The organism is Paenibacillus sp. BAC0078, assembly GCF_054483875.1.
In genome coordinates this window covers 1-18214 of sequence record NZ_JBTLRW010000006.1, presented here as the reverse complement: position 1 = coordinate 18214, position 18214 = coordinate 1, and the positions used below count along the sequence as shown (strand labels likewise).

Sequence of the window (18214 nt, the reverse complement as noted above, 5' to 3'; positions counted from 1 at the left end):
GTGCTTCCCCCTCCTATTGTCTTAGCCCTTAACCGCGCCCACCATCATACCGCTGATGAAGTAACGCTGCAAGAACGGATACACAATCAGGATCGGGAGAGTTGTGAAAATAACACTCGCCGCCTTCAGGCTCTCCGGCATCAGCTTGTTCATGCCGAGACCCTCCTGCTGCATCAAATCGCTGACCTGATTGTTCTGGATCATCTGGTACAGCTTGAGCTGCAGCGGATATAAATCTGTATTGTTGATATACATCAGTGCGTCCTGGAATCCATTCCAGCGGCCCACGGCATAGAACAGGCTGAGCGTAGCCAGCGCCGGGAGCGACAATGGAAGAATAATACGGAACAAGGTGCCAAGATGGGTGGTGCCGTCAATTTCCGCCGCTTCCTCCAGGCCTTTGGGAATGCCGTTCAGGAAGGAGATCAGGATAATCATATAGAAGGGGCTGATCAGCCCGGGCAGCACCAGCGCCCAGACCGTATCCAGCAGATGGAGATTGCGCACCAGGATGTAATCGGGAATAATCCCGCCGCTGAAGAACATCGTAATTACAATAATCATCATGAACCATTTTCGTCCCCGCAGATCCTTTTTGGAGAGCGAGAACGCAACGGCTATCGTCATGGCCATAGACAGCACTGTAGCCAGAATAGTCAGAAAGATCGTGAAACCAAGAGAACGGATCATAGACATATCGGAGAACACCTGAGTGTACGCTTCAAAGCTGATTTCTCTGGGGAAAAAGCTGACCAGACCCGCCATAATCGGACGGCTGGAGCTTAAGGATATCGCAATAATATGAATAAAAGGCATTAGGCACAAGATGACAACGAAAGTAATTAACAGGATATTAACAACATCGAATACCCGGTTGGTTGCGCGCTCACTCATTTAGTTTCCCCCTCATTCTCTGTTTGTTCCGGCTCTGGACTAGAGTATGCTCTCATCCGCCAGTTTCTTGGATGCATAGTTTGAACCGAGCAGGAAGACCAGTCCTACCAGCGCTTGGAACAGCCCTACAGCCGTTGCCAGTGAAATTTGCCCGGACTCAATCCCTACGCGGTATACAAAGGTGCTCAGCACTTCCGAATATTCCCGCACCGCAACGTTGCCGATAATGAACGGGCGGTCGAAGCCGATAGAGATCATATTACCCAGGTTGATGATAAGCAGTGTGGCGATGGTAGTTTTGATGCCCGGCAAGGAGATATGCAGAATCTTCTTGAACCGGCCTGCCCCATCCACCTCCGCTGCCTCGAACAGCTCTTTATTGATTCCGGTCAGCGCCGCCAGGTACAAAATCGTTCCCCAGCCTGCGCTCTGCCATACGCCAATTAGAAGATAGGTGATAAGCCAATAATTTTTGTCGGAAAGAAAAGGAATGGCCTCCAGCCCCATGCCAGTCAACAAATTGTTAATAAATCCCGATTGGGTTCCGAATACCTGCAGCACAATGCCGCCGATAATGACCCATGAAATAAAATGGGGGATATACAGGATCGTTTGAGCGAATTTTTTGAACCAGGTAATTCTCAGCTCATAGAGCATAATGGCCAGAATCAGCGGTGCGGGAAAAGAAACGATCAGGTCCAGCAAATTCAGCATCAGCGTGTTGCGCAGTGCTACAAAGAAGTTGTTGTTCTGGAACACTTCCCGGAAGACATCCAGCCCAACCCATTCACTGCCGCCAATCCCTTGGAAAAAGTTAAAATCCTTAAAGGCAATCTGCACCCCGTACATAGGTCCATATTTAAAAATGATGAAGTAAATGACCGGCAGCATAAGTAGTGCATACAACTGCCAGTGTCTGCGTAAGTAAACGGAATTCTTCACTGCCTTCACTCTCCTCGTCCGCCCTGCGGCAGCGGATGGCAGGGAGCCGGCCCCGGCTCCCCATCCACCATAATCCGCCGTCATTCAGCTTTTTTTATTTGGAGCCCATTGCCTTGTATGCTTCGGTACGTTCGTCCAGAATCGCCTGGCCGCCGCTGGCCATGTAGTCTTTCATCATCGAATCATATGTGCTGTCGAACTGATCCGGCTTGATCATAGTCAGCTTAACGATGATTTCCTGGAACTTGTCGGCCAGCGCCGTGCCGTATTTCGCTTCCGCTTCAATCGGATGAACGAACCGCACCGGCTGAATGTTGTCCGTGTTGGAGATTTCCACCGATTTACGCATGTCTGCCTGGTATTTCTCCGGTGTCTGTGCAATGTACGCCGCTTCATTCTTGGCATCGTCTCCGGCATATTTACCATTAACGATGATTGCCAGGTCGCCGAAGTTGTAGATCCGGTCCATCGCTTCCTGAGTCGCATCAGGCTTCACTACAGGTACTCCGTTTACGAGCGTATAGTTCTCGTTCTCTACCCCGAACTGCATATCGAACAGGTTTGTGCCGGAAGCCATCCAATCGAGATATTTCAGCGCCGCTTCCGCATTTTTGCTGGATTTCGGAATCATGACATACATCGCGTTTGGTGCATAAGCCGGTTTGGCATGCTTGCCTTCCGAGTTCGTGAAGACATCGACTGGAGTAATCACAGCGCCGGGAACATTGGCCTGCAGGTTCTCATAGCCGCCATTTGCACTGAAGTACAGCTCTCCGGCATCCTCTGTGTAGAAGCCGAGCAGACCGTTCTGCAGATTCTGCCACAATTGCTTCTTGTCTTTATCCAGGCCGAAGTCCTTGCTGATAAGGCCTTCATTGTACAGCTTGTTCATGAATTTCAGACCATCCTTGAAGCCCGGAAGCAGGGTTGGATAATCATTGGAGCCAAGCTGCTGGGTGAGTGTATACCGCTGCTCATCGGTGAGCGGCTGGATGAAGGACCAGAGCAGCGGCTCATATTGGGCCGATGCCAGGCTCACACCGAACGGAATAACCTTTCCTCCGGTATTGCCCGGGTCTTTTTCCTTAAATGCCTTCAGCGTAGTGTACAGCTCATCTGTTGTCTGCGGCACCGGCAGGCCCAGCTTGTCCAGCCAATCCTGACGGATGTAGCCGGCGTATTTGCCAAGCACAAGTCTTCTGCCTGGAAGTGCGAATTGCTTTCCTTTATATTGTCCGTAGGCTAAAGTATCTTCGCCCAGAAATTTCTTAAGATTAGGCGCGTCTTTATCCAGCAAATCTGTAAGATCCGTCAGACCGCCCTGCTCTGCATACCGGTTAAAAGTACCCGAATCGTAAGTGAACACAATGTCCGGCACTTCACTCTGGCTGGCCATCAGTACGTTCAGCTTCTGAATTTCTTCGGAGCGCGGCACCGGCACGAACTGTACATCAATATTGTTCGGCTTGCCGAAGCGCTCTTGCACAAGTCTTGTCAAATAACTGTCGGTGATGGTATAGCCGGCAGGTGAATTCCCCCGGTCGAACAGCTCCACCTTTAATGTAGTAGGCTTTGAGGAATCTGACGCTGCATTCCCGCTGGAAGCATCCTCCTTGGAAGAACATGCGGATAACAGCATTGAGGAGATTAATACGACTGCCATTGCGGGGCTTCCCCATTTTTTTGACCAACCTTTTGTCATTCTCTCATCACCTTTCCCCTTATAATGTTACTTAACATACCATCGAATGCTTCACCTGATATTCACTACGCCTTCGATGTCACCTAGTATTACACGTGAATATGAAACTGCACAATAAACCATTTTCAGAAAGACGAAAATCATTTTCAGAAAGGGAGATAAACAATTATCGCCACAATAAACTGCTTTCCACAACTCGCACGAATGCCCGTCCCGCCTGATCTCAAGCTTATTTTAATCCCGGATTGACCGGTTTATCCCTATAATTAGCCCTACCCCATTCCCTCCGGTTCCGCGTAAGGACATCATAACACATCAAAAAAAACGTTCCCGGAATATTCCAGAAACGCCTGTTATTTGTATTTAATGTTATATTACCTAACACATTATTAGCCTCTAAATGGATTTTAGTTTACTATGTCACGCTTACCCGGAAGGCATTGACACTATAGTTACTCCCGTTGATGGTCAATGTGGCATCATAGTATCCCCTGCTGCCGTTCGATTTACATTTATAATCCCCCGAGCAGCCGCAGACGAAAAATTTGGTTTTGGTGTAACCTGGATAAATATTGTTGAGCTTCCGGTAAAATAAATGTCCGTGATGAGTGAAAATTGCCAGGACCCTGTCCCTTGCTTTCAGTGGGATCGCACCGAAAAATTTGCTCGTTTCCGCCCCGCTTAACACATGGCTGGGATCTACAGTGATACCTGCCACCTTCAAAGGCCAATGAAAATCAATAATGTAATAATGCTTGTCATCCAAACTTTTGAGCAATTTAATGCTGGCTGGACTGAATACGCCCAGAGCACAATCAAGCCATACATACTTCACCTTGGTCTGTGTTCCCGGGAAGTTCATTTGTCCGGCAGCAGCCCCCAAATATTTGGTGAACAATGGCCGGGTGCTTGCCTCCCAATTTCCAATTGAAGCTTTGTATGGAATAGCTCCAAGTGTGCCCGTAACCGTATCTTTGAAATCCTTGTAATACTCATCCGCATGACTTCCATGATCGGCTCCCGCTTGCGCATTATCTCCGCCAAAAATAACAAACCTCTTATTCCCGCTGCTTACGGTCTTCGGCAAGAGATTCTTGAAAATACTGGAGCTGTTCCCGTATCCCACATGACTGTCGCCTATAACCGCAAATTGGATAACCTGAGCCTTCACTGCGGGCTTTAAGCTGCGTTTACGCCTGATGCTGGAGGGAAGACTTCGTTTGACGCCAGACTTTACCAGCTTTTTCATCGCGGACCACCTCTTCCGTGCAAGTATTGAATATATGTATAGCATTTATATTCAACATCATATGGAAGATCGTGGACATTATCCCTTAGAAGGAAAACTTATTCCCGACAAAAAAGCCAATGGATACAAACAATACGGTCCAGACGACCGCTCCGATACAGCATAGCGAAAAATACCTTTTAAACGGCATCACAGTTATTCCTGATATGTATCCGGCTGCATGTCTGACTCCGGGAATAAAATAGGAGAAAAAAACGGTCCAGGCTCCATATTTTGCGAACCATTTCTTGACCTTTCGATATCGTTTAGGCGTCAGTCCCACCCATTTTCCGCATTTATGAATAATACTGTAGCCTAATTTTCTCCCGATAGTATAGCTGATTGTCATTCCTGTTACTGATCCAATGAAGCTGAACAGGATCACAAGCAAGTAGTTTAACACATGCATAGAAGATAAATACCCAACGAACACCATTAATGTCTCATCCGGTATGGGAAGGCCTATAATTCCGAGAGCGAGTAAGACTAGGATTGCCGCATACCCGTATTGCGATATATACTGCATAGCCATTTCCATGATTGTCACTTCCTGATAGATATCTTCTTCAACGATGGGAATCGGATACGGCTAACCATTAAAAAAGAAAGGGCGCCAATTAACGCAATGATTGCAGCCGGTTCCATACGCAGTTTAGACAGGGAAAAGAAAGATAGAATGACTCCCGCCGCTGTGATCGGCATACCCGTAAATTCCGTACTGGATGCTGATATATTAAACCGTGCTAACCGCAGAGCGCCGCATATTATAAATACAATGGCCGCAACGGCTTCTACCCCGTGCAAGTCCCCCAAATGGTGCAGCAGGATCAGGAAAACAGGTGCAGCCCCGAATGAAATCAGATCTGCCAGAGAATCGAGCTGTTTGCCGAAATCACTCGTACAGTTCATTAATCTGGCTAACAGTCCGTCCAGTACATCAAAAAAAGCCGCGATTAAAATTAGAATGAAAGCTATCTTATAATATCCTTCAATCGTAAAAATCAGCGAAGCCGCTCCAGCTCCTAAATTGAATACAGTGCAAATAGTTGGAATATACTTCAAAATCATGTGAGTCTTCTCCTTCCTGAACCCTTGCTAATCCCTAACCTCTTGGTGGAACTTATATCCTGCCCCGATAACCGTGCGGATAAAGCTCGATTCATACCCAAGCTTCGCTCTCAGCTTCTTAATATGTGAATCCACAACCCGGTGATCTCCGTCAAAATCCATGCCCCACACCCGGTTAATGATCGCCTCACGCGAAATCACTACATTCTCATTACTGATGAGCAGCAATAACAGCTCATATTCTTTCGGTGTCAGCTCCACCTCTCTGCCGTCCACCTCCAGCTTGTGGGCTAACGTGTTCAGAACCGCAGACCCGAATTTCAGCATATGCCCTTGCGGCTTATAATTTTCAATCACACGTTTCATAAGCGAGTTGGCTCTGGCAATAAGCACCTTGGGACTGAACGGCTTGGTCACATAGTCATCCGCCCCAAGCTCAAAGCCGTACACCTTGTCATGATCCGCTGATTTAGCTGTGAGAATAATGATCGGCACACCTGAACGGCTGCGTACCTTCCGGCATACCTCGAACCCGTTCATCTTGGGCATCATCACGTCGAGAATCAATAAATCCGGGTATAACGTATCGAAATCATCCAGCGCATCCATTCCGTTCTCGGCCTCAATGACCTCCCAGCCATCCTGAATGAAATAGTCTGATATAATTTCCCGGATTCGGGTCTCATCTTCAACAATAAGAACTTTCTTAGGCACTGCGTTCCCTTCTTTCAATCTTAAGACTGGGGTCAATTGCTGAAATGGATAATGAACCGGACCCCGTTCGGCAAATTTTCCACCGCATAGTCAAAGCCGTGCATCTCGAGTATCTGCTGAGCGATCGACAGGCCCAGCCCTGTGCCTCCGGTTTTGCGGCTGCGTGAAGGCTCTCCCCGATAAAAACGATCCCAAATCAGCTTGAGCTGATCTTCCGGTATTCCCTCACCTATATTATCTACGTAGAGTCTGGTACTGGTGTCGCTGTGAATTTCAATTGTAATGACACTTCCTTCTTCCGCATGGCGAATGGCATTCATGATTAGGTTGACAATGACTTGCTCAATCCATTCCGGATCAGCCAGCACATGCTGTTCATTCACAGGCACAACGATAATTTCCAGTTCCTTCTCCTTGAGTAGATACACCAGCTTGTCTGCAACCTTCTCAACCCGTTCACTGAGCAAAAACATCTTTTTTCTCAGCTCTATCGTCCCTGACTCCAGCCTCGCCAAATCGAGCATATCCTTAATCAGCATTTCCATCTTGCCCGCTTCCTCGATAATAACCGAAGTATAGTGCTCGCGTTTATTAACATTCACACCATCCTGCAAGCCTTCTGCGAAGCTTTTGACAATGCTCAGCGGCGTCTTTAGTTCATGCGAAGCGTTGGCGAAAAAGCTCTGTTGGAGCACCTCAAGTCTCTGTTTTTGCTCAATATCCTCCTGTAGTTTGACGTTGGCATCCTTCAGATCACTGAGCGCCTTGTCCAGCTTCTGGGACATCTCCAGCATACTGCCCGACAGGCTGCCTAACTCATCATTCTGACGAATCGGAGAGACGGCCGTAAAGTCGAAGTTAAGCATCCGCTTGGCCATCTGATTCAAGGCGATCAGCGGTTTGGTCACGATTTTTGAGAAGAATAATGAAAGAATGAGAATAAGGATGAATCCCCCGATTCCCAAATAGATAAAGAACTCACGAAGCGCATCATTGGCATCGCCAATCTCCTGAATAGAGGTAACCGAGAACAGTATTTCCAAGTCTCCATTATTCTTCAGAAAAGGCTGCAAAATGATTTCATTGTTCGTTCCGCTCCAGGATTCAAACCACGGAAACTGCTGCATTTCCATATTGCTCAGCCGCTTTTTTAATTCGCCGGATAACGGGAACGTCTCAGACAATGCCTGCATAAGCAGACCTTGCCGCAGATTCCAGATTTTGAAGTAAGGCATTTCAATATCGGTTACAATCCCTGAGATCTGAGACGAGACTTCTCCCTCGTATTGGCCAATCGCTTTCGATTTCGACAGGAGAATCTTCTCGGGGTACAGCACGCCGGTATTCTCTTTCCCCCGTTGCTCAACATCTCCCAAAAGTGTTATCCTGTCCCCCTTCTGAATGTTTGCAGCTCTGAACTCGTCTCCATACAGAGTCATAAAGAGAGATAAGGATACAAGAATTTTCTGACCGTCATCCTGCGTTACAACCATATGGTAAGGATCATCAACCATCAGTTTTCCATCTATATCCATAATCGCCAGCTGGCTTCTGTTGCTGGTCATGAATTTGAGCATTTCACGCGTGAGCTGGCTTGAGCTCCAATCCTTGCGGGAATAATCAGTCGCGAACTTCTTCAGACGCTGCTCCACTTTGTTCAATTTATGATTCTCGTAAAAGTTATTAAACAGCAGCAGTTGCGATAGAATGATCATCATATAAAAAAATGCAAAAAACAAAACCGTGATCATAAACAGCTTGAACGTAATGCTTCTATTTTTCATAGGATCTCCTTGCATATCAGCTCTATTTGTCTATTATAACTAATCGGTTTGTTCATTATGTGTCCATAAAAAAGAAGATGTCCCGAAGCCGGAAATGGCTTGGAACATCTCTCTTGTAGGATTAACGTGAGCGCTTGGTGTGGACGCTCCGCGAACGGACCGTTGTTCCAATCGCTGTTGTCGCCAGATTTTATTTTATTCTCCTTAGCGGTGAAAATCCGGGGACAAAGGCGACCGCTGCCGCTTTTCCACAATCAGTCCGTTCTGTCCGCTGTTTAAGCGGAACAAGTTTCAAAAATCTCTTTAAAACCACAAAAAGAAACCGCCCTTTTGTTATGTATTTAATCTACCTTCGCGCCATAGGAACGCAAGAACAACACCGCTTGCTCCCTGTCCATTCGCACGCCTTTGACATCCAGTGCCTTCAAATCAATGCCTTCCAGCTTGGCGTCCCGCAGATCGGCTCCCAGCAGTTTCGCTTTGCCCAGCATCACTCTTGTCAGGTCGCAGTCTCTTAAGTCCGCCTTTGTCAAATCACTTTCCGAAAGGTCCGCTTCAAAAAAACGAATCCCCCGCAAATCCTGCTTACCCAGCTTGGTGTGCCTCAGATTCGTATAGGACCAGTCGCCCCCGCTTAGCGTAATGCCGTCCATTTGAGCGCCCGCGAAATCCGATCCGGTCATTTTGCAGGTGATGAATTTGGTGACAAAGAGATTAGCGCCGGTGAACTTGCAATTCTCGAAGGCCGATTCCGTGTGGATGGACGCATTTAAGGCAGCACCTTTAAAATCACATTCAATAAACCGGCAATGGCTTGTATCAATTTCTTCCATAGAAGTATTCATAAATGTACACTTTGTAAACGTGCAGCGGACAAGCTCCCCGTAACGCAAATCCTGCCCGTCAAAACGGATTTCAGTAAATTCCCGATCCTTGTATTGATACACTATTTTGCCTCCTATCATAAACTTAGCGATCTTCTCCAATTGTAGCCTGGGAAAAGATCGCCGTCTCTATTTAAACTGAACTTTAGACTATTAATAATGGGGGCTTGGTCGTAACTGCGGGGAATGTTTGGACTTCCGGCCGCTGTTGTCTTCAAGTTTCTTGATTTATACCGCTCTTAGCGGATGAAACTTGAAGACAAAGGCGGTCGCTATCGCTCCTCCAAACTTCCCCTCCATTACTTCAGCCCCTTTTAGGAGGATTACGGCTTTTTCCGGCGCAACGGTCTCTTCTTGGCAGCAAGCTTCTCCTCCGCCAGCCTGCCCATTTCTTCTATATATTGCTGCTCCTGACGAAGCTTTTCGGCCGCAGCCTGCTCGGACTTCAATTGTAAATCCTTCATGATCTCCTCATGGATCGCCGGGTCGGAAATGCTCAGATGATGCTCGAAGGCCTCCGGGTACAAAAAGCATTTCTCCCCAGCCTCTCCAGAAAATACAACCGTGATCCGCCCGCCGTCATTACTTGAAACTGTTCCAGAACCAAAACGGACATGAGAAACCTGCTTTTTCATCAGATTCATTCTTTAATACTCCTTTTCCAGCTCTTTTCGCAAATACCGGCCGGGGCCATACGAACGAATCTTAGCTTCGTTCGTCAGCGAGAAGAGCGTACGGATATTGTCAAAGACACCGGTGTAGGTGGCCGGATTGGAGCGCGGCGTGCGTCCGATCGGATTTTGGTCGATATTAATGATTTTATCGAGATGCTCAAGCCCTTCTATTCTCGAATGGGCGCCGGCAACAGTATGCGCTCTGTTCAGGGAAGCGGCCAGCTTTTTGTACAATATTTCGTTGACGAGACTGGATTTCCCGGACCCTGATACTCCTGTTACACAAGTGAAGGTGCCCAGCTGAATAGACACATCTAATCCCTTCAGATTGTTGGCGGCTGCACCTACGATAGTCAGCTTGTTACCGGTTCCGGCGCGCCCTGCCATAATGTCTTGCACAGCGCCCTGTGCAATGACCTTGCCTCCGTTCGTTCCCGCATAAAGGCCAATATCCACGATCCAGTCCGCTTGACGTATGGTATCTTCATCGTGCTCCACTACGATCAAGGTATTGGCGAGATCACGCATTTTCCCCAAAACCGCAAGCAGGCGGTCATTGTCACGCTGATGCAGGCCAATCGAAGGCTCATCCAAAATATACAGCACGCCCATAAGCCCGGAGCCGAGCTGTGTTGCCAGACGAATGCGCTGGCTCTCGCCGCCGGATAAGGTCCTGATATCAGCCCGGGCCAAGCAGCGTTTCATTCTTCATAAATTAATTTTATCATATGCATGTCAAGTATTTTTACCATATATTGTTATTCTATTGAGAATTATTTTGAGTAGAACTATCAAATCTACTATGCGCCTAATCCGCGAGAATCGCTTCCCTCTACCGGATGTCTTCCCGTACCAGCAGTCCGGCTTCTTCCGCAGTAACCTTCTTGATCAGCAGCTTAGCATTTTGGCAGATTTGGAGAAAAAAAGCTTTCTCTCTTCCTCCAGTTGATCTGGCGATGCAAGCCGGCGAAGCCCCATTTTCTCGGCATTGTCTGTCGGAACATACGCAATCAGGCTGTTCAACTGCAAGTGGATTGTATAGTACTCTCTTGGACAACCCATGAACTGCAGCGTCTCGACGGAGCTTACACAGCCCGCTCCCTGTAACGGATAAAACACCTTGGCTCCAGATTCTAACATTTGCTGACCCCAGATGGATATCGGAATGGGAAGAAAAGTTGGGACACTCCGGACTATATTCAGCTAAATAGACAAGTATGCAGTTCGTACAACACGAGTCTCACATACAATATTTTAGAATAAAAGATGGGCGGTGTAGATATTGGCCAAAATATCAGTTCTCATGCCGGTTTATAATGTGGCCCCGTATATCGAAGAAGCAATCTGCAGTATATTAACGCAAACCTATAAGGACTTCGAATTACTTATTATTGATGACGGATCAACGGATGGAACCTTAAATATTATTAGAAAATTCGGTGACAGCAGAATTAAAGTGATTGAGCATTCGACAAACCTGGGATTAATTGAGACCTTAAATCAAGGCATCGATTTATGTACGGGGGAGTATATTGCCCGAATGGATGGTGATGATATCGCTTTGCCCCATCGCTTAGAACGTCAAGTGACATTCATGGACATTCACCAGCATTGCGGGGTTTGCGGTTCTCAGGTTCGTTTCTTGGGAAAAGATGGTGTTTCCACGAAACCTTTAAATCATGAGGAAATCAGATGCTGGCAGTTATTCCACTGTACGATCGTGCATCCAACCGCTATGATCCGAAAATCCGTACTAGAGAACCATGGTATCAGGTATCTGTATTATTATCATGCCGAGGATTATGAAATATGGAATCGATTAGCGGCAGTTACGCAGGTAGTTAATCTTCCTGATGTGTTGCTCATGTACAGACAGCATTCCAATCAGATATCAAGTACTCAACAACATGCACAACAAATACAGTCTGAAAACATCCGCAGAAATCAATTACGTCTGCTCGACGTTGAACCCTCAGCTGAGGAGTACCAGATTCACTTGGATTTTTGCCATTTTAGAATACGTATATATGAACCCGATTACTATAATAAATGCTTAGCATGGGCTCACAAGATTCTGGAGGGCAATTTACGGAGACAAAAGTATGACCACCAGACCTTAAATATGGTATTATCCCAATGCTTTAGTCAATCCAGATATTAATATTTTCTGAAAAAAAAGACGGCGTATATTCGAGAGTAACAGAATGTACGCCGTCTTTTTGCTGCATATTGGTTTAACCTAATTGGGAGCCGCTAGGATAAGCCCCTTCTCCATCGCTTCAATCTTGCACAGGCTGCTAAAATACTGCAGCCGCAGCAGCCTCGCCTTCACTTCGGCCTGACGGGCCTTGAACCGGGCGCTGTTCAAATCGTGCTGCGCCGCACTTCCGGCTTCAGCCTTCTCCGTCTTGGCATGGTTCATGTCCTTTCCTCAATAATTTGTAGCATCAGCAAGCACCAGGAACCTCAAGGCAGCTCCTTCAGAAATTGTGCAATTTGCTCCATGTAGCCGTTCACTGTAATTTTTCTCGGTGCGAACAGGCTGATGAGCAAGGCGCGGAATTCTGAATCTGCGGTCTGGGTCGTCAGCATGGAATGCTCTGTATCCGGGAAAACCTTGACCGAAAGCAAGGAAGAAGGGCTCACCTCTTTACGGTACACCTGCTCCGTCTCCTTCCAATCCACATTGATATCCTTGTCTCCCAGGAGCAGGAGCACAGGAGTATTGAAGTTATGCAGATCGGCGGCGGCATCGACCTTAAAGTTCTTGCTGACAAAGGTCCAGCGTTCCTTGGACATCACGTCGTCCTTATGCGCTGCTGTTACATATTCCTCATAGGATGCTCCCTCTTTCAAAAGCTCCTTCAATTGCCGTTCATACTCAATTTGCTTAGAAATTTCAGCCTCAGAGTGTCCGTCCTTTGCCATTTGCTCGCGGGTGTTGTATTCCCCCTGGGTCAGCCAGTTGATAGCAGGGGACACCAGAATGCTGAAGGCAAGCGGCTCCTTCCCCGCAAGCTTCGGAATTACCCACCCCGCTTGACTTGCTCCCCACACACCGATGCGCGCATCGTCAATCATCGGCTGCATTCTCGCCCAGGCCAGCGCCTGGCGGGCTTCTTCTACACGGTCGTCAATGTTCTGATCGAGCCAGTTCCCTTCAGAGCCATCAATACCCCGCTTGTTAAGAGACAGTGAAGCATAGCCCTGGGAAGCAAGCTTCTCCCACAGCGGCTTATATCCGTCATCATGAGACGCATTGATCGGCCCGTCGCCATGAATGAACAGCACCAATCCCAGCTTGTCATACTCTTGCTTAGGCAGGACAAGCGTGCCCGTCAATTTGCCCTGAGGGGAGGGGATCTCAACGGACTCCTCCACCATGTCAAAGGTGTTTTGCTTCAGTATATAGAGCACCGCCCCTATGCATATCAGAACAATACCGACGATTGTTATGCCAATTTTCTTTCTCATAGCTGCTTCCTCCAAGAATAAAGTTCATGCTATATAAGTTGAACTTAATATTTACATATTGGGGGCTGGTCGTGACTACGGGGAATGTTTGGACTTCCGGCCGCTGTTGTTCACAGATTTCCTGATTTGAGGCCGCTACTGGCGGTTGAAATCTGTGAACAAAGGCGGACGCTGATGCTCCTCCAGTTCCAAACTTCCCCTCCGTCACTTCTGCCCTTTTTATGATTTTTCCAGTTCAACTTATAGCTAAAATTTCCGAATCATATACTCCCACTTCCATTCATGAAAAAGAACATAGCTCAGCAGACTGTGCTCCTTCCCCTGCGTGCGGAAGTCCTGCTGTTCATACAGGCGTTTGGCGCCCTGATTGCCGCCGGAAACGTGCAGGCTCAAAAAATTGAGCAAAGGCTGGCCAAGAGCATATTGCTGTACCCAGCGCAGCAGCAGCTTGCCTACTCCTTTCCCGCGATGCTTAGGATGAACAGAGAGGTCCGCAATATAACATTCTCCGGCCTGCGGCTTGTGGTCCAGAAAGTACAAAGCGGCTGTCAGCTTGAATACCTTCCATTTTCCAAACCGATTAATTTCCTGTATTAGCGGAAGTCTGGCGGGGGAACGGGCCGCAGCATCACCCGAATCCACCCCCGGCTTCCACTTGATGGACAGGGTTCCAATGACCGTTCCTTCCTGAAGCGCCACCATTCTTTGACTGGCGGTTTCTTCCGGGAAGAAATCCAGCAGCCTTTCGAAAAATAACGCCAGCTCGTTATGGGCAAGCCCCGACAAGCGGCCAAACTTGCTGCTGAACCCGTCCACAAGCAGGTAGCTGACCTCCCGGTTGTACTTGGCCTCCATCGGTTCAATGGTGATAGGGGCATTCGTCACGGTGCACTCCCCCTTTCGGCAGGTGCGCCCGCTTCAAGCTGCATCAGCAGCTCGTAATGAAGCTTATCCTGACTGAACAGGGAGAGATACGATTTCTCAATGAGAACAAGCGGCCCTGTCACAGTATAGGGTTGCGCTGCTGCATAGTCATAGAACTGCTCAATCCGCTGGTCAAGCTCAGCTTCATGTTCAATTACGAATTGGGAGGAGAGGTACTCTCCCGCAGGTAAGACCCGGCTGCCCTGCTCCTTGACCTCCGTATACAGTGAGACGTTGCCCGCACCATTGTATACAAAATGAATATCCGTTTCGAACAGATTGGCAATCTGTCCGGTTTGCCCGGCCAGCTCTCTGGCATGCAGCGCAGATTGTGTGCTCATTTCGAACCAGAACATCAAGTTCACCGGTTCCCGCCACTTCACCTGGTAAGCTGTGTTTTCTTGGCTGAAGTCCTGGTGCTCATGAAGAACCTTGCTGATAAACTGCTGGAGCGACTGCAGCCGGATGATTTCCGCATTCGTTTCGCTCAAATAGCTCTGAAGCATCTGCCGGACCTGCTCCGGCCCAAAGCTCGTCATACATTCTTTGATCGACTGCACGGACAGGCCCAGCTTACGCAATAACAGAATATGCGCCAGCTGATAAATCTGCTCAATGCCGTACATTCGATACTGATTGTCGCCCGTATAGGAAGGCATCAGAACTCCTTTTTCTTCGAAATAACGGATCTGATGCACAGACACATTCATTAGCTTGGCCAGCTCACTGATTGTGATCTCATTTTTCATTCTCCCCACTCCTTCGCTGCGCTTGATCTAAAGATACACCTTAGGTCAGACCTAAGGTCAAGCAAGAAAATGCGGCATAACAAAAAAAGCCCCAAAAAGGAGATGGGGGCTGCCAGCTAGGATAACGCTATTTTCTCATAATGCTTATACAAGGAATGAAATTGGCCGGTATAATTCTTGTTCCAGGGCTTTCGTTTTCCGCAAAAATGAATAATTGAGCTGTTATGTATTACATAGTGCATGTCGTGTTGCCCTCCGCTTAAGATTTTATAATAGAGATAGAAGCGGGGGTCATAATTATAGACAACCTCATTGATCTTCAAAATGCTTGCAGAATAAAGCGCATTGATAATGTCCTGGTCTGGAAGGATAAGGTGGGTTTTATACTCCTCCACAAATTCAAACAATGCTGCTTCGTTGATGTTCTGCCGCATATTCTCGAGATTCATCAATAACACACCTGTATTATAGTAATCCGTAATATCATACGGCAGCAGGCGGATGCGGTTAATTTCTTTCAGTGATATGCGCTCATGGCTGGCGGCGGCGAGCATGTGGGCGGATAAGTCGATATCGTACAGCTTCCTGATTTTGTTGATGATAATCATGTCCGGATCGAGGTAGAGAATGGTACGTATCTCCGCCGGCAGGAATCTGAAGGCCAATATGCGATAGTACATCTCTTTGGAGTAATGCTTGACCACCGGAGCCTTATCAAAAAGCTCATCCTGCACTGTAATGATAAACAGCCGGTGCCCTTCCTGCTCCACAAAGCGGCTGGTGGCCTCAAGCTCCTCTGCTCCAATGCTGGAATGCATTAGATAGATGGCAAAATCCTCACCAGGATTATTCACGAACATGGATTTCAACATAACCTTTAGCGGCTTGAGGTAGCCGGAATTTAAGGTGACCAGAATATTCATACGATGCATTTCTCTACTCTAACATTTACACTTCGGGCGGACAGTCCGGCGAGCTTCTCAACGGCTTCCCGGACATTCATCTGCAATTCCTTGCATACCTCATTCATTCTTGCGCCATAATGCACGACAATTCTCAGATTAATATCGAGTCCCGATTCTGTAGAGCTAAGCTCAATGCCGCTTTGGAGGGCTGTTCCGCTTAGCTTTCTGGTAATTTCTTCGACCATGCCGGTTGACATGGAAGCAATCCCGCTGGTGCCGGCTGCTGCCGTGCCGATGATTTTAGTTACTACCTCTTTTGAAATGGTGATGCTCCCCAGCATATTTTGAATCAACATTACAATCCCCTCCTGTTTATCGCTTGGCCTCTTGAACTGCCTTCATTTGAACACCATTGTAAAAAGTGTCTACCACCAGCGCCGCCGCAGATTTCATTGCAATGTGCCCGCTTTTCACCTGCTGCCAGGTTAAAAATAGCAACGAGTACAGGACGTTCATAATCCATTCTCTATCCATATCGGAGCGCAAAAAGCCCTTCTTCTGCAATAAGTCGATCACATGCATGACCGGTTCTCTCAGCTTCTGGTCCGCGGCATCAATTTCCGGGTTATAGTTAACCGATGCATCATGGGCGAGAAAATATATTTTATCCCCTAGTGGAATAAGCGCTTCGATCAGTTCCGGAATGTAGGCTTCACAGTTTTCTTCATTTAGTGCAACGCTTCGCATCGTCTCGCTTACCACCTCAATGGCCCGAAGTCCCAGGTGAACCATCAGTTGCTCCCTGCTTTCCACATACCTGTGCAGTGTCGCGATCCCGATTCCTGCCGCTTCGGCAATTTCATTCATGGATGCACTCGGCTTGTCGATCAGTAAATTCGTCGCCGCATCCAGTATGGAATGAAGCCTCGTTTGTTTGACTGCCGTCATTTCTTTTTTCATCAGCGGCTCCTCTATTGGATCAATATCATGACAATTTATGATTGCTATAACAATCATTTGATAGAATATACTATCATAATTATATGATAATTGTCCCACCGGTAATAGTCAAACTTGCGGCCGTTTTACTTGACAACCAGGCATGCGTCCCAACAAAAAAAAGCCTGGGTCCCCACTGCTTATGGGAATCCCGGCCACATCATCCACAATCATCGGCCCTGAATCGCCTAACAACGGCATTTCTGCCGTTGTTTTCTTCATCTCCGGCCCCGGACCGTCCAACAACGGCATTTCTGCCGTTGTTCCTCCATCTCCGGCCCCGGATCGCCTAACAACGGCATTTCTGCCGTTGTTTCCTCCATCTCCGATGGCGTAAAGTAAGTTGTGTACCAAGATTTGGAGCCTAGCCAGGCAACAAAAAAGTAGGGTATCCTCGGGATTGCGAAACCACCAAGGAGGAACCCTACTCGATGACTATTGTACCCGAAAATCTAATGAATAATCTATTTGAAAATCTTGTCACTGAGTTTGTCAAAGAGAACCTGGAATCCATCATGAGAGCTGAAATTCAGCACTTCATGGAGAACGAGCAAGCCGGTGAGCGAAACAGCCGTAATGGCTACTACACCCGGAGTCTGCACACCAAGTACGGCCATCTAGAGGATCTGGAGGTTCCCAGGGACCGTAGAGGACACTTCCAGACGCAAATGTTTGAGCCCTACCAACGCCGGGACGGCTGGCTGGAAGAGGCGGTGATCCAGATGTACAAAAGCGGCATGGGTACGCGGGATGTTGCCCGTTTTATTGAAAGTATGTTTGGTAGCCATTATTCCGCAGCGACTGTGAGCAATATTACCGCCACGGTACTGGAGGACATTCAGAACTGGCAGTCGCGTCCACTCGCCAAACGCTACTCCGTGATTTACCTGGATGGGCTGTACGTGAAGCTCAAACGAGGCACCGTCGGCGGTGAAGTTGTCTATTTTGCTATGGGCATTGATGAAGACGGACACCGTCAAATTCTTGGGTTTTACGTCGGGGGTCAAGAGAGCTCGAACGGTTGGAGAGAGGTGCTCAAAGATCTTTACAACCGTGGAGCGCAGGAAGTCCTGCTCGGTGTATTTGACGGTCTGCCCGGACTGGATGCCGCATTCAAAGAAGTGTACCCCAAGGCCGATGTACAGCACTGTGTCGTTCACAAAGTCCGTGCCACGTTCCCCAAAATCCGGGTCAAACACAAGACGGACGTCAT

21 protein-coding genes and 1 pseudogene are annotated in these 18214 nt (G+C 47.8%); 3 read left to right on the top strand and 19 right to left on the bottom strand.

The window, feature by feature from the left end:
* Positions 1-21: 21 nt before the first annotated feature.
* From ACX1DY_RS13150 to ACX1DY_RS13095, 12 genes and pseudogenes are all read right to left on the bottom strand, one after another.
* Positions 22-894, bottom strand: coding sequence for a carbohydrate ABC transporter permease (locus tag ACX1DY_RS13150; protein ID WP_458964650.1), 873 nt, complete (start codon positions 892-894; stop codon positions 22-24).
* Positions 895-933: 39 nt separating this feature from the next.
* Complete coding sequence (locus tag ACX1DY_RS13145) at positions 934-1836, bottom strand: ABC transporter permease (RefSeq protein WP_458964649.1); 903 nt, start codon at positions 1834-1836, stop codon at positions 934-936.
* Positions 1837-1930: 94 nt separating this feature from the next.
* A complete protein-coding gene (locus ACX1DY_RS13140) occupies positions 1931-3538 on the bottom strand; it encodes an extracellular solute-binding protein (protein WP_458964648.1) in 1608 nt (535 codons plus the stop codon).
* Positions 3539-3953: 415 nt separating this feature from the next.
* A complete protein-coding gene (locus tag ACX1DY_RS13135; RefSeq protein ID WP_458964647.1) occupies positions 3954-4787 on the bottom strand; it encodes a metallophosphoesterase in 834 nt (277 codons plus the stop codon).
* Between the two features lie 85 nt (positions 4788-4872).
* The gene (locus ACX1DY_RS13130) at positions 4873-5364 is read right to left on the bottom strand and encodes a DedA family protein (protein ID WP_458964646.1); all 492 of its coding nucleotides are present in this window, start codon (positions 5362-5364) and stop codon (positions 4873-4875) included.
* A 5-nt stretch (positions 5365-5369) separates the two neighbouring features.
* On the bottom strand, positions 5370-5894 hold the full coding sequence (gene pssA, locus ACX1DY_RS13125; RefSeq protein ID WP_458964645.1) for a CDP-diacylglycerol--serine O-phosphatidyltransferase: 525 nt from the start codon (positions 5892-5894) through the stop codon (positions 5370-5372).
* Positions 5895-5921: 27 nt separating this feature from the next.
* A complete protein-coding gene (locus tag ACX1DY_RS13120) occupies positions 5922-6608 on the bottom strand; it encodes a response regulator transcription factor (protein WP_458964644.1) in 687 nt (228 codons plus the stop codon).
* A 32-nt stretch (positions 6609-6640) separates the two neighbouring features.
* Positions 6641-8392 carry a sensor histidine kinase gene (locus tag ACX1DY_RS13115; protein WP_458964643.1) on the bottom strand — a complete coding sequence of 584 codons (1752 nt, stop codon included), beginning with the start codon at positions 8390-8392 and terminating at the stop codon, positions 6641-6643.
* 341 nt (positions 8393-8733) lie between these two features.
* Positions 8734-9339 (bottom strand): pentapeptide repeat-containing protein, encoded by a 606-nt coding sequence (locus tag ACX1DY_RS13110; protein ID WP_458964642.1) that lies wholly within the window; start codon positions 9337-9339, stop codon positions 8734-8736.
* 260 nt (positions 9340-9599) lie between these two features.
* Positions 9600-9920: a hypothetical protein gene (locus tag ACX1DY_RS13105; RefSeq protein ID WP_458964641.1), complete on the bottom strand. Its 321-nt coding sequence runs from the start codon at positions 9918-9920 to the stop codon at positions 9600-9602.
* Positions 9921-9953: 33 nt separating this feature from the next.
* Positions 9954-10622: pseudogene (locus tag ACX1DY_RS13100) on the bottom strand (excinuclease ABC subunit UvrA); the annotation flags it as partial.
* A gap of 216 nt (positions 10623-10838) precedes the next feature.
* Positions 10839-11090, bottom strand: coding sequence for a CarD family transcriptional regulator (locus ACX1DY_RS13095; protein WP_458964640.1), 252 nt, complete (start codon positions 11088-11090; stop codon positions 10839-10841).
* A 142-nt stretch (positions 11091-11232) separates the two neighbouring features.
* On the opposite strand from ACX1DY_RS13095, the gene ACX1DY_RS13090 reads away from it, so the two are divergent.
* Positions 11233-12111 carry a glycosyltransferase family 2 protein gene (locus ACX1DY_RS13090; RefSeq protein ID WP_458964639.1) on the top strand — a complete coding sequence of 293 codons (879 nt, stop codon included), beginning with the start codon at positions 11233-11235 and terminating at the stop codon, positions 12109-12111.
* A 78-nt stretch (positions 12112-12189) separates the two neighbouring features.
* On the opposite strand, the gene ACX1DY_RS13085 is transcribed toward ACX1DY_RS13090, so the two are convergent.
* From ACX1DY_RS13085 to ACX1DY_RS13055, 7 genes are all read right to left on the bottom strand, one after another.
* Positions 12190-12372: a hypothetical protein gene (locus ACX1DY_RS13085; RefSeq protein ID WP_458964638.1), complete on the bottom strand. Its 183-nt coding sequence runs from the start codon at positions 12370-12372 to the stop codon at positions 12190-12192.
* A gap of 44 nt (positions 12373-12416) precedes the next feature.
* Positions 12417-13424 carry an alpha/beta hydrolase family protein gene (locus tag ACX1DY_RS13080; RefSeq protein ID WP_458964637.1) on the bottom strand — a complete coding sequence of 336 codons (1008 nt, stop codon included), beginning with the start codon at positions 13422-13424 and terminating at the stop codon, positions 12417-12419.
* A 246-nt stretch (positions 13425-13670) separates the two neighbouring features.
* A complete protein-coding gene (locus tag ACX1DY_RS13075) occupies positions 13671-14309 on the bottom strand; it encodes a GNAT family N-acetyltransferase (RefSeq protein ID WP_458964636.1) in 639 nt (212 codons plus the stop codon).
* Complete coding sequence (locus ACX1DY_RS13070) at positions 14306-15097, bottom strand: helix-turn-helix domain-containing protein (protein ID WP_458964635.1); 792 nt, start codon at positions 15095-15097, stop codon at positions 14306-14308. Before ACX1DY_RS13070 ends, ACX1DY_RS13075 begins: the two co-directional genes overlap by 4 nt.
* Positions 15098-15213: 116 nt before the next feature.
* A complete protein-coding gene (locus tag ACX1DY_RS13065; RefSeq protein WP_458964634.1) occupies positions 15214-16029 on the bottom strand; it encodes a glycosyltransferase family 8 protein in 816 nt (271 codons plus the stop codon).
* Positions 16017-16358, bottom strand: a complete 342-nt coding sequence (locus tag ACX1DY_RS13060; protein WP_458964633.1) for an Asp23/Gls24 family envelope stress response protein — start codon at positions 16356-16358, stop codon at positions 16017-16019. The genes ACX1DY_RS13065 and ACX1DY_RS13060 overlap by 13 nt, the downstream gene beginning before the upstream one ends.
* A 16-nt stretch (positions 16359-16374) precedes the next feature.
* Entirely contained in the window at positions 16375-16962 is a 588-nt protein-coding gene (locus tag ACX1DY_RS13055) for a TetR/AcrR family transcriptional regulator (RefSeq protein ID WP_458964632.1), read from the bottom strand.
* A 181-nt stretch (positions 16963-17143) separates the two neighbouring features.
* On the opposite strand from ACX1DY_RS13055, the gene ACX1DY_RS13050 reads away from it, so the two are divergent.
* Entirely contained in the window at positions 17144-17338 is a 195-nt protein-coding gene (locus ACX1DY_RS13050; protein ID WP_458964631.1) for a hypothetical protein, read from the top strand.
* A 94-nt stretch (positions 17339-17432) separates the two neighbouring features.
* On the top strand, positions 17433-18214 hold a 782-nt coding region (locus tag ACX1DY_RS13045; RefSeq protein ID WP_458964630.1), incomplete at its 3' end, for an IS256 family transposase.

What these genes read in the sequence shown, in the direction of transcription:
- ACX1DY_RS13150 (WP_458964650.1), bottom strand. Translation starts at nt 894, where the DNA reads ATGAGTGAGCGCGCAACCAACCGGGTATTCGATGTTGTTAATATCCTG.
- ACX1DY_RS13140 (WP_458964648.1), bottom strand. Translation starts at nt 3,538, where the DNA reads ATGACAAAAGGTTGGTCAAAAAAATGGGGAAGCCCCGCAATGGCAGTC.
- ACX1DY_RS13135 (WP_458964647.1), bottom strand. Translation starts at nt 4,787, where the DNA reads ATGAAAAAGCTGGTAAAGTCTGGCGTCAAACGAAGTCTTCCCTCCAGC.
- ACX1DY_RS13130 (WP_458964646.1), bottom strand. Translation starts at nt 5,364, where the DNA reads ATGGAAATGGCTATGCAGTATATATCGCAATACGGGTATGCGGCAATC.
- pssA (WP_458964645.1), bottom strand. Translation starts at nt 5,894, where the DNA reads ATGATTTTGAAGTATATTCCAACTATTTGCACTGTATTCAATTTAGGA.
- ACX1DY_RS13115 (WP_458964643.1), bottom strand. Translation starts at nt 8,392, where the DNA reads ATGAAAAATAGAAGCATTACGTTCAAGCTGTTTATGATCACGGTTTTG.
- ACX1DY_RS13105 (WP_458964641.1), bottom strand. Translation starts at nt 9,920, where the DNA reads ATGAATCTGATGAAAAAGCAGGTTTCTCATGTCCGTTTTGGTTCTGGA.
- ACX1DY_RS13095 (WP_458964640.1), bottom strand. Translation starts at nt 11,090, where the DNA reads ATGTTAGAATCTGGAGCCAAGGTGTTTTATCCGTTACAGGGAGCGGGC.
- ACX1DY_RS13085 (WP_458964638.1), bottom strand. Translation starts at nt 12,372, where the DNA reads ATGAACCATGCCAAGACGGAGAAGGCTGAAGCCGGAAGTGCGGCGCAG.
- ACX1DY_RS13080 (WP_458964637.1), bottom strand. Translation starts at nt 13,424, where the DNA reads ATGAGAAAGAAAATTGGCATAACAATCGTCGGTATTGTTCTGATATGC.
- ACX1DY_RS13070 (WP_458964635.1), bottom strand. Translation starts at nt 15,097, where the DNA reads ATGAAAAATGAGATCACAATCAGTGAGCTGGCCAAGCTAATGAATGTG.
- ACX1DY_RS13065 (WP_458964634.1), bottom strand. Translation starts at nt 16,029, where the DNA reads ATGCATCGTATGAATATTCTGGTCACCTTAAATTCCGGCTACCTCAAG.
- ACX1DY_RS13060 (WP_458964633.1), bottom strand. Translation starts at nt 16,358, where the DNA reads ATGTTGATTCAAAATATGCTGGGGAGCATCACCATTTCAAAAGAGGTA.
- ACX1DY_RS13055 (WP_458964632.1), bottom strand. Translation starts at nt 16,962, where the DNA reads ATGAAAAAAGAAATGACGGCAGTCAAACAAACGAGGCTTCATTCCATA.
- ACX1DY_RS13050 (WP_458964631.1), top strand. Translation starts at nt 17,144, where the DNA reads ATGGGAATCCCGGCCACATCATCCACAATCATCGGCCCTGAATCGCCT.